10 protein-coding genes and 1 tRNA gene are annotated in these 9,674 nt (G+C 69.2%); 10 read left to right on the plus strand and 1 reads right to left on the minus strand.

The features are described from left to right. Together EQG76_RS10845 and EQG76_RS10850 are read left to right on the plus strand one after the other, a co-directional pair. The coding region (locus tag EQG76_RS10845) for a GlxA family transcriptional regulator (RefSeq protein ID WP_159713263.1) at positions 1-606 on the plus strand (606 nt) is incomplete at its 5' end. A 17-nt stretch (positions 607-623) separates the two neighbouring features. Continuing rightward, a complete protein-coding gene (locus tag EQG76_RS10850) occupies positions 624-1,124 on the plus strand; it encodes a DUF3280 domain-containing protein (RefSeq protein ID WP_159713265.1) in 501 nt (166 codons plus the stop codon). A 34-nt stretch (positions 1,125-1,158) separates the two neighbouring features. Here EQG76_RS10850 and tsaD read toward each other — a convergent pair whose 3' ends face one another. Then, on the minus strand, positions 1,159-2,229 hold the full coding sequence (tsaD, locus tag EQG76_RS10855; protein ID WP_159713267.1) for a tRNA (adenosine(37)-N6)-threonylcarbamoyltransferase complex transferase subunit TsaD: 1,071 nt from the start codon (positions 2,227-2,229) through the stop codon (positions 1,159-1,161). Between the two features lie 56 nt (positions 2,230-2,285). Between tsaD and hemC the strand changes: the two genes are divergently transcribed. From hemC to EQG76_RS10895, 8 genes are all read left to right on the plus strand, one after another. Then, positions 2,286-3,197: a hydroxymethylbilane synthase gene (hemC, locus tag EQG76_RS10860; RefSeq protein ID WP_200840729.1), complete on the plus strand. Its 912-nt coding sequence runs from the start codon at positions 2,286-2,288 to the stop codon at positions 3,195-3,197. Further along, on the plus strand, positions 3,194-3,901 hold the full coding sequence (locus EQG76_RS10865) for a uroporphyrinogen-III synthase (protein ID WP_159713269.1): 708 nt from the start codon (positions 3,194-3,196) through the stop codon (positions 3,899-3,901). The genes hemC and EQG76_RS10865 overlap by 4 nt, the downstream gene beginning before the upstream one ends. A gap of 118 nt (positions 3,902-4,019) precedes the next feature. Next, a complete protein-coding gene (locus EQG76_RS10870) occupies positions 4,020-5,423 on the plus strand; it encodes a coiled-coil domain-containing protein (RefSeq protein ID WP_159713271.1) in 1,404 nt (467 codons plus the stop codon). Between the two features lie 61 nt (positions 5,424-5,484). After that, positions 5,485-6,852 (plus strand): heme biosynthesis protein HemY, encoded by a 1,368-nt coding sequence (locus EQG76_RS10875; protein ID WP_159713273.1) that lies wholly within the window; start codon positions 5,485-5,487, stop codon positions 6,850-6,852. Between the two features lie 66 nt (positions 6,853-6,918). Beyond that, a tRNA-Thr gene (locus tag EQG76_RS10880) sits at positions 6,919-6,994 on the plus strand. Positions 6,995-7,616: 622 nt separating this feature from the next. Then, positions 7,617-8,000: a hypothetical protein gene (locus EQG76_RS10885; protein ID WP_159713275.1), complete on the plus strand. Its 384-nt coding sequence runs from the start codon at positions 7,617-7,619 to the stop codon at positions 7,998-8,000. A gap of 100 nt (positions 8,001-8,100) precedes the next feature. Beyond that, positions 8,101-8,430, plus strand: a complete 330-nt coding sequence (locus EQG76_RS10890) for a hypothetical protein (RefSeq protein ID WP_159713277.1) — start codon at positions 8,101-8,103, stop codon at positions 8,428-8,430. Then, positions 8,427-9,641 carry a TolC family protein gene (locus EQG76_RS10895; RefSeq protein WP_159713279.1) on the plus strand — a complete coding sequence of 405 codons (1,215 nt, stop codon included), beginning with the start codon at positions 8,427-8,429 and terminating at the stop codon, positions 9,639-9,641. The genes EQG76_RS10890 and EQG76_RS10895 overlap by 4 nt, the downstream gene beginning before the upstream one ends. Positions 9,642-9,674 lie beyond the last annotated feature (33 nt).

A 9,674-nucleotide genomic window follows, 5' to 3' on the forward strand; every position in this document is an offset into this window, starting at 1 on the left:
CGGGCCGGGCTGCTGGAGGGCTATCGCTGCACCATCCACTGGGAGAACATCCCGGGCTTCGTCGAGGCCTTCCCCGACATCAACGTCACTGCCGACCTGTTCGAGATCGACCGCAACCGCTTCACCTGTGCCGGCGGCACTGCGGCCCTCGACCTGATGCTGCAGAAGATCACCACGGCGCATGGCGACGAGCTGGCGGCGCGCGTGTCCGAGCAGTGCATCCTGGATCGGGTGCGCAGTGCGGACGACCGCCAGCGCATGCCGATCCGGGTGCGCCTGGGCGTCCATCATCCCAAGCTGATCCTGGCGATCGAGCTGATGGAGGCGAATGTCGAGGAGCCGCTGGGCCAGGACCAGCTCGCCAAATATGTCGGCATGTCGCGCCGGCAGCTGGAGCGGCTGTTCAAGAAGCATCTCGGCCGCACCCCGGCGCAGTATTACCTGGAGCTGCGCCTGGAGCGCGCCCGCCACCTGCTCTACCAGACCGACCTGCCGATCATGAACGTCGCCTGCGCCTGCGGCTTCGTGTCCGCCTCGCATTTCTCGACCTGCTACCGGCAGATGTACGGCAAGACCCCCAGGCAGGAGCGTCTGGCAGCGGCGTGAGCCCTTGGAGACACCACATGAAATGGCTGTCGGCAGCCCTGCTCCTCCTGCTGGCGCTGCCCGCGGGAGCAGCCGAGCGCACCGTCGCGGTGTTCGACTTCGAGCTGATCGACACGAGCCTGGATGGCGAGCTCGAAGGGGCCGATCCGGCCGAAACCGCCAGGCTCCACCGGCTGGCGCCGCAGCTGCGTGATGCGATCGCGGACCTGCCCGGTTTCACCCTGCTCGACGTCGCACCGCTCCAGTCCAAGGCCAGCGAACGCTCGCTCAACAGTTGCGCCAAGTGTGCCATCGACCTGGCGCGGGAGCTGGGCGCCGACATCGTCGTCACCGGCACGGTGCAGAAGGTCTCGAACCTGATCCTCAACATCAATGCCCGCGGCCAGGAGGTCGCCACCGGCCGGCCCATGGCCGGCGGCAGCGTCGACATCCGCGGCAACAATGACGAGATGTGGGAGCGCGGCGGACGGGCGCTGTGGAAGAACCGGCTGCGGCAGCAGTTCGAGGCGCTGGAGTGATGGCGCACCCGGCAGCAGGGCGTGGCCTGGCTGGCTAGGCCTTGGCCCCTTTCACCCCTCCCCCCAGCGCCGGCTCGGCATCGGGATCGAGCGGCCAGCGGGCACGCGCCCTAGTGTCGAGCGGGTCCGTATGGCCCAGGCGCAGCCGTTCGGCGCCCGCCCAGGCGATCATGGTGCCGTTGTCGGTGCACAGCCTGGGCGGCGGGACGACCAGCCGGCTGCTGGTCCGCGCGACCAATGCCTGGAGGGCTGCGCGCAAGGCGGCGTTCGCGGCCACACCGCCGGCCACCACCAGGGTCGGCTCAACCTCTGGATGGTGCGTGCGGAACCGGGCCAGCGCGTGGCGGGTGCGGTCGGCGACGCTGGCCGCGACCGCGGCCTGGAAGCTGGCGCAGATGTCGGGCACAGCCCGGCGCGCCTCCGGGCCCAGCGCCAGGATCGTCTGGCGCACCGCGGTCTTGAGGCCGCTGAACGAGAAGGCGCAGCCCGGGCGGCCCAGCATCGGCCGGGGGAAGTCGAACCGCGCGGGATCGCCTTCTGCTGCCGCCCGCTCCACTGCCGGCCCGCCTGGAAAGCCCAGGCCCAGCATCTTGGCGACCTTGTCGAACGCCTCGCCCAGGGCGTCATCCACCGTGCTGCCGAGGCGCCGGTAGCTGCCGACCCCGTTGACCTCGACCAGCTGGCAGTGTCCGCCCGAGACCAGCAGCAGGAGATAGGGGAAGGCCACGTCGTCGGTGAGCCTGGCGGTCAGCGCATGGGCTTCCAGATGGTTGACGGCCACCAGGGGCAAGCCGTGGACCAGGCAGATCGCCTTGGCGGTGGTGAGCCCGACCAGCAGGCCGCCGATCAGGCCGGGCCCGGCGGTGGCGGCCACGGCGGCCAGCTCGCCAAAGCCCAGGCCGGCCTCGTCCATCACCTTGCGGACCAGCCGGTCCAGGCTCTCCACATGGGCGCGCGCCGCGATCTCCGGCACCACCCCGCCATAGAGCGCGTGCTCCTCGACCTGGGTACGCACCGCCTCGGCCAGGATTCGCCGATCCTCGGCCACCAGCGCCACCCCGGTCTCGTCACACGATGTCTCGATCCCGAGAACGACCCTTGCCAAAGGGATGCACTCCAGCCACGCCTATCGGCGCCGTCCGTTACGTCCTCGCAGAGATCATGACCAGCCCGATCCGGCTCAATATCGGCACACGCGGTTCGCCTCTGGCGCTCGCCCAGGCGGAGATCGTGCGCGCCGCCCTGTTCCAGGCCTGGCCGGAGCTGGCAATCGAGGACGCCGTCACCATCAAGGTGATCAAGACCACCGGCGACAAGATCCAGGACCGCACGCTGGCCGAACTCGGCGGCAAGGGCCTGTTCACCAAGGAGATCGAGGAGGCGCTTTACGCCAAGGAGATCGACCTCGCCGTCCACTCGATGAAGGATATGCCGACCGTCCTGCCGGACGGGCTGGCGATCCTGGCCGTGCTGCCGCGCGCGGACGTGCGCGACCTCTTGATCGGCCCCTATGGCGGCCTGGCGAGCATCCCACCGGATGCGGTGGTGGGCACGGCCTCGCTGCGCCGCCAGGCCCAGCTCCTGGCGCACCGCCCGGACCTCCAGGTCGTGCCGCTGCGCGGCAACGTGCAGACCCGGCTGGCCAAGCTCGCGCGCGGCGACGTGGCCGCGACTTTCCTGGCCAAGGCCGGGCTGGACCGGATGGGGATGCACGACGTCCCGTCCGTGGCGCTCGGGCCGGACGTCATGCTGCCGGCGGTGGCCCAGGGTGCGATCGGCATCGAGGCGCGCCTGGACGACCGGCGGGTGGCGGAGCTCCTGGCGAGTCTGGACGACCCTCTCACTCATGCCTGCATCCGTGCCGAGCGGGCGATGCTCCAGGTGCTGGACGGCTCTTGCCGCACGCCGATTGCCGGGCTTGCCCGGCATCTGACCGACGGGCGGCTGCGGCTGGACGGGCTGGTCGCCTCGCCGGACGGGCGAAGGGTGGCGCGGGCGGGCGCCGAAGGTAGCGATCCCCTCACGCTCGGCGACGAGGTCGGCCAGGAACTCCTGGCTCGGCAGCGGGCATGACCGGCCCCTGCCTGCTGCTGACCCGGCCGCGTGCGGATTCGGTGCGGCTGGCAGCGCTTCTGCAGGCCAGGGGCTGGCAAACCCTGGTCGACCCGCTCCTGGAGATCCGGCCGCTGCCGGTGGACCTGCCCGACCTCCAGGGGGTCCAGGCGGTGCTGCTGACCAGTCGCCATGCCGCACCGGCACTGGCAGCCCTGCCACGCCCGCTGCCGGTCCACTGCGTGGGTGAGGCCACCGCGAGCGCAGCTCGCAGGTTGACCACCGCACCCGTGTTCGCTGGGCCGGGCGATGCCGTGGGCATGGCCCGGCAGCTCGCCGCGACGCTCTGGCCTGCGGATGGCGCACTCCTGCACCTGGCCGGTGCCGAGCATCGCCCGGAGCTGAAGGCCGGGCTGGACGCAGCCGGCTTCACCCTGATCCAGCGGATCGTCTACCGGGCCCTGCCCGCGCGCGGCCTCATGGCGGAGACCCGGCAGGCGCTGGCCGAGGGCGCGGTCCAGGCCGTGCTCTTGTTCTCGCCGCGCACCGCCAGCCTGTTCGCCGCACTCAGCCAGGAGCTGGACCTGTCCCGCACCGAGGCCCTGTGCCTGTCGGCCAATGTCGCGGTCGCCCTGCCGGCTGAACGGCTGCGGCGTGTCCGGGTGGCCACGCGGCCCGAGGAAGCGGCGCTGCTCGACCTGCTTGAAGCCCCAGCCCCCGAATGATAGCCCGATCCTGCCTTGAGCGGCGCCCCGTCGCCTCGGGGCAGGAACGGCATGCACCCAGCGCCCGTTCATCACATGATCGAGCAGCCCTTCGACTATCGACGCCCCGGGAAGAAACATGGCCGACGTGATCGACAGCACCGCCGAGGAGATGAAGCCCGGAGCGGCGGCCCCCAGGCCGGGCGGCTATCGGCGGCTGACGGCGGCGCTGGTGGGCGGCGTGATCGGCGGCGCGCTGGTGCTGCTGGGCGGCTTCCTGTTCCTGCCGGACTATGTGCAGGACCGGATCAATGCCGCCGTGGCGGAGCTGCGGCCATCCGACGAGGCCGAGCAACGCATCGTGGCGCTGGAGCAGCGGACCCAGACGCTTGCGGGCCTGGACGACCGGGCGCAGGAGCTGACCCAGCAGCTCGATGCGGTGCAGGCGAGCGTGGCCGAGCTCAGCGGCAGGCTGGACCAGGCTACCGGCCAGGCCCAGCAGCAGGAAGGCACGGTCGGCACGCTGCAAAGCGCCCAGCAGGAGCTGGCCGGCCGGGTGGCGGAGCTGGAGGCTCGCCCGGTGCCGGAGGTTCCGGATCTGGGGCCGCTCCAGGCGCAGATCGAGAACGCGACCAAGGATGTCCAGGATCTCAGGGCATTCGGCGAGCAGCTTGCCGCTCGGGTGAGCGAGGCCACCAGCACCACGGATGCCACCTTGCGGCGGGTCGACACGCTGACCACCGCCCAGGCCGAGGCCGACCGGCGTGCCACCGAGCGTGTCCAGGCGCTGGCCGACCGGATGACCGCGGCCGAGACCGCGATGAGCGCCAGGTTCGCCGAGCTGAACCAGGCCGAGGCGGCCCTGTCCTCACTGCAGGCGGCTCTGGCGAGCCAGGCCAGCCAGATCGCGGCGCTGGAGGCGGCTGCCAGTGACTTGGCGAACAAGGCCCAGCTCGGCATCGCGGCAGTCGGCGACAAGGTGGGTGCGCTCGAGCAGCGGGTGGACGAGCGGCTGGCCCAGGACGGGCGCGGCACCGCGACGGCGCTGGCGCTGACCGAGCTGAACGACGCGCTGGCGGACGGCTCCGCCTTCCCGACGGCGCAGGCGGTGCTGGAGAAGACCGCGGCCGACGACGCCACCATCGCCCAGGCGGCCGGCAAGCTCCGCCCGAGCGCTGCCACCGGCGTGCCGACCCGGGCGGCGCTCCTGGAGCAGCTGGGTGAACTGGACCGGGTGGCGGTCGCCGCCAGCTCGGACGACTGGGTGGAGCAGACCCGCAGCAACATTCTGGGCCTGGTCACGGTCAAGCGGCGCGACGGCACGGTGGTGAACGGCGGCGAGGAAGGCCAGGGCGACAGTGCGCAGCAGAAGCTGGCCGCCGGCGACCTCGCGGGCGCCATCGCGGCGGTCGAGGCGCGCAGCGACAAGGACGAGCCGGAGGTGGCGGCGTGGCTGCAGCGGGCGAAGGCGCGGGCCGACGCCGAGGCGGCCGCGGAACTGCTGCGCCAGCATCTGGGCGAGCTGCTGGTGCGGCCGAGCTGACCAGCCCGCCCGGGCAGCCTTTCCCCCCGCCGCCTCCGTCGCACCGAAGAAAAAGCGTCCCATGGTCCGCCTGCTCATCTTTCTCGTCGTCGCCCTCCTGATCGCGTCGGGTGCCGCATGGCTGGCCGACCATCCCGGCAGCGCCACGATCGACATCGGCGATGCCGTGATCGAGATGCGGCTGGGCATGCTCGTGCTGGGTATCGCCATCTTGGCGCTGGTGCTGGCGATCCTGATCGAGATCTATCGCTGGCTAACCCATGCTCCTGGCCGCTATCGCGGCTGGCGCCGGCGCTCGCGCGAGCTGCGCGGCTGGCAGGAACTGTCCATGGGGCTGGTCGCAGCGGCGGCCGGCGATCCCTCCGGGCTGCGCGGCCATGCCCGCCAGGCGATGAAGCTGATCCCGACCAACCCGGCGGTGCGGGTGCTGACCGCGCAGACCGCCCTGCTGGAAGGTCGCGAGGACGCGGCCGAGGCGCAGTACAAGGAGATGCTGGACGACCCGGCCACCGAGCTCCTGGCGATCCGCGGCCTCCTGACCAGTGCGATGCGCCGGCAGAACTATGACGAGGCGCTGGACTATCTGGGCCTAGCCCGGCGCAAGCACGCCGCCGCCCCCTGGGTGATCCAGACCTCCTTCGACCTGTTCACCCGCACCGGGCGCTGGCGCGATGCCATTACCATGCTGGAGGACATGCAGCGCCTGCGCCTGCTCGAGCCGGCGCTGATCACCCGGCGCCGCGCGGTGCTCCTGCACATGCTGGCGGTGGACGCGGTGGAGCACGACAAGCTGCGTGAGGCGATCCGCGAGGGCCGCAAGGCCACCGACCTCCAGCCGGGCTTTGTGCCGGCAGCGCTGGTCACCTCCGACGTGGCGCGCCGGCTGGGCAAGGGCTCGGAAGCGCGCAAGATCCTGGAGCGGAGCTGGGGAGCCGGCCCGCACCCGCTGATCGCCCAGGCCTATGCCGGCCTCGTCCCGAACGAGACGCCCACGGAGAAGCTCGCCCGCTGCCAGCGCCTGCTCGACCTGCAGCCCAACCATGTCGAGGCCCATGTCTCGCTGGCCGAGCTGGCGATCAGTGCCCAGGACTGGAACCGGGCACGCGAGCTCCTGGAGCGCGCCCTGCAGCTGGAGCCCACCGCCCGGGTATTCCGCCTGATGGCGGAGGTCGAGCGGGCCTCCGGCGCCTCGGCTGAGCGGGTCCAGGAATGGCTGACCCGGGCAGTCGACGCGCCGCCCGACCCGGCCTGGGTCTGCGAAAGCACCGGTGCGGTCCTGGCCCAGTGGCAGGCGTTCGGCCCGAACGGCCAGTTCGACACCCTGCGCTGGACCACCCCGCCCAAGGTGTCGGCCCTGGCCGGCCTGTCCGAGCCGCCCGGACCCATGCTGATCCTGAGCGAGTCCGACCGGATCCAGCCCGCCACCTGACCGTGCCCGGCACCCGTCAGAAGGATTGACGCTGCCCCCGCCGCCGTCTACCAACCGCTCTGCGGGGCCGCCTTAGCTCAGTTGGTAGAGCGGCGCATTCGTAATGCGTAGGTCGGGTGTTCGAGTCACCCAGGCGGCACCAGCATTTTCAAGAGGTTAGCAGAGCCCTTAGACCAGCCGCTCCGGCTGTGTCGCCACCATGTCGCCACCAGAGCGGAACTTGTGGCGGTTGCATCAAGCAGTGGACGCTCTCAGCACCTCCGGTCGTACACTCCATGTTCGTTCGCGCCAGCGATGGAGTTCCAAGCGTAGCCTCACCGACTGTCGTCAAAGTCGTCGGCTCGTATCGTAATGCGCTTCAACATGTGCAGCTTATGATGGCGCCGATCGCGGCTAGACCTGTCTCGGCGACGGCTTGTGAAATTGGGAAGTGCGACGTGGTCGGGAGAGCGAGGAAGTTGCGCTTGATCACACAGCGGTACGGGATCGTGTGAAAGCCTGCTGGCTGCCTGTCAGGTACCGGCAGCTGGTAAGATCAGGGCACAGGATTGGGATCAGGCTCACATTTTAGTACACTACCTCATTAGATCGCGCCCTTCGAGCGCAAACAGGGATTCGAGTCCCGATGTGGCGCAGTAAGCCTCTTGCCCTTACAGCAGGAGGAAGCTCTAGTATCGATCTCGGTTCTGCATCACGGTAGCCAGCCCGAGCTGCAGGTGCTGTCGGTGAAGTGGGACCATAAGAGGAACCGGGACAGAACGGCCGTGGTGCGTGCGCTGAACCTGCTCTTGCTCCTGCTTATAGGGCTGAGCCTCGGCTTCCTGACGATGCCGGCACATGCGATGCCATGTCTGGGCCACGACGTTGCCTCAGACGAAAGCACGGCGTCGGGGCACTTCCATGGCAGTCACTCACGTAAGATGACAAGCAGTGCCGGTCATGCGCATGCGTCCATGCCGCCATCGGCGTCAGATCAGGCCATGCCAGACGACCTGGCCTGCTGTCATGTTGTTGTGGTCGCCGCACCGACAGTAGCCGCAGCGCTCGGCCCATCCTTTTCGATGATCTCCAGCAAGCTGCCGCGCAACTGGCTGCCGCCACGAGCGTCGCCCGGCAACGATATCTACCGGCCACCCAGTTCCTCCTGACGTCGCCTCAACGGTAGGCCTGCGCCTGCAGGCTTCCCGCGTTAGTGCGGCAGACTGACACGGTCTGTCCTCCTGCTTGGCTACGCCAGGAGTCGTTCCTATGCGCTTGCTGTCGCATTTTGGCGTCGGCGCGTTCCTTGTTGTCGCGGTAATCCTTCCGCGCTCGGGAACCACTGCCGATACCGCGCATCCGCTGGATCCGGTCGCATCCTCCGGATCTGTCCCGACGCAGAACATCTTCAATGACCACGTCCAGTTGCTCGACCGGGACGTGCCTGCACCTTCCTTCGTTGAAGATCCCGAAGCCACGGCCGGCGGGCTCGTTCCGATAACCGAGCCAATGGAGCACGGCTCCATGGATCATGGTGCCATGGACCATGGGGCCATGGGCCATGGGGCCAGTGATACTGCGGCAGGAGGGAAGCCATGATGCTGCCTCCCTCGCCGGCACCGCTTAGCCGTAGTGCTGCAACGCTTGCGGCACTCCTTCTCCTGACAGGGTGCGCAGGCAATCAATACGCCAGCAACGCCTTCGATCCACAGCGGATGCCGGGCACCGCCGAGGTGGCCGAGCGGACCCAGCATCGCGACTATCACTTCATCCGGCCGACCAGCGCTTACCAAGAAGCTGTGGACGCCCGGATCGCCGCGCTGGCCGCATCGCCGATGACCGAGGCTGCGGCCGTCGAGGTGGCCCTGCTTCAGGATGATGCGGTCCAGGACCTGCTGCGCGAGTACTGGGTGCTGCGCCCTGGCTTCGTGACGGCCACCACGGTCGCGGTTGGCGACGGCCAGGATCCGCGCACCGTCGAATGGAAGGTGCTGGGGGAGCTTGTCTCCAGATCCAGGACGCAACGGTGGGATCGGGCCTTCGGCGCGGAATATCTCGCCGCCGTGGAGGCGATCCTCGATGCGGCCGCCCATGCGCGCACGGCCTACTACGGAGCCGTCGCGGCGGCCCAGCTTGCTGCGATGTTTGACCAGGCACTCGAAGCCGAGACGGCCGCGGCCGAGCTCGTCAACGAGCAATACCGTGCCGGCACCGTCAGCCGGTACGATCAGGCGCAGCAGCATCTCGTCTACGCCAAGACCTACAAGGAGGCGGCAGAGGCCAAGCGTGATGCGGTAGCAGCGCGCGAGGCTCTGAACCGCCGGCTGGAACTGTGGGGTGAGCAGACGGCCTGGGCCTTGCCGGATCGCCTGCCGGATCTGCCGAATGCCCGCCCTGAGCTTGGTGACGTCGAAGCTTTCGCCATCACCCAGAGCCCTGCCGCCTATATCGGGCGAGCCAGCACTGAGCAGCGTGAGGCCGGGGCGCTTCTCCGTTCTGAGGTGCGTGAAGCCTACCATCGCATGCTCACCGCCTACGACCTCGCCAAGTATCAGCGAGATGTGGTGGTGCCACTGACCGACACGGCCCTCACCGAGATGCAGCTGAACTACAACGCCATGCTCGATGATGTGTACGGGCTGCTGGAGGCAAGCAACGTGCAGATCGAGGCAGGGCGGGACTATGTCACCACACTTACTGATTTTTGGGCCGCACATGCAGAACTGACCCAGAAGCTGGGCGGCCAGCTGCCAGCGCCGCGGGAACTAACAACCGCAGGTCGAACCCTGCCAGCCAAAGGAGCGACCTGAGATGTTGAGCCGACGGAACTTTGCGGCTGGCGT

Origin of the sequence: Geminicoccus flavidas (genome assembly GCF_009806515.1) — a bacterium.
Lineage (GTDB): Bacteria > Pseudomonadota > Alphaproteobacteria > Geminicoccales > Geminicoccaceae > Geminicoccus > Geminicoccus flavidus.

What these genes read in the sequence shown, in the direction of transcription:
- EQG76_RS10850 (WP_159713265.1), top strand. Translation starts at nt 624, where the DNA reads ATGAAATGGCTGTCGGCAGCCCTGCTCCTCCTGCTGGCGCTGCCCGCG.
- hemC (WP_200840729.1), top strand. Translation starts at nt 2,286, where the DNA reads ATGACCAGCCCGATCCGGCTCAATATCGGCACACGCGGTTCGCCTCTG.
- EQG76_RS10865 (WP_159713269.1), top strand. Translation starts at nt 3,194, where the DNA reads ATGACCGGCCCCTGCCTGCTGCTGACCCGGCCGCGTGCGGATTCGGTG.
- EQG76_RS10870 (WP_159713271.1), top strand. Translation starts at nt 4,020, where the DNA reads ATGGCCGACGTGATCGACAGCACCGCCGAGGAGATGAAGCCCGGAGCG.
- EQG76_RS10875 (WP_159713273.1), top strand. Translation starts at nt 5,485, where the DNA reads ATGGTCCGCCTGCTCATCTTTCTCGTCGTCGCCCTCCTGATCGCGTCG.
- EQG76_RS10890 (WP_159713277.1), top strand. Translation starts at nt 8,101, where the DNA reads ATGCGCTTGCTGTCGCATTTTGGCGTCGGCGCGTTCCTTGTTGTCGCG.
- EQG76_RS10895 (WP_159713279.1), top strand. Translation starts at nt 8,427, where the DNA reads ATGATGCTGCCTCCCTCGCCGGCACCGCTTAGCCGTAGTGCTGCAACG.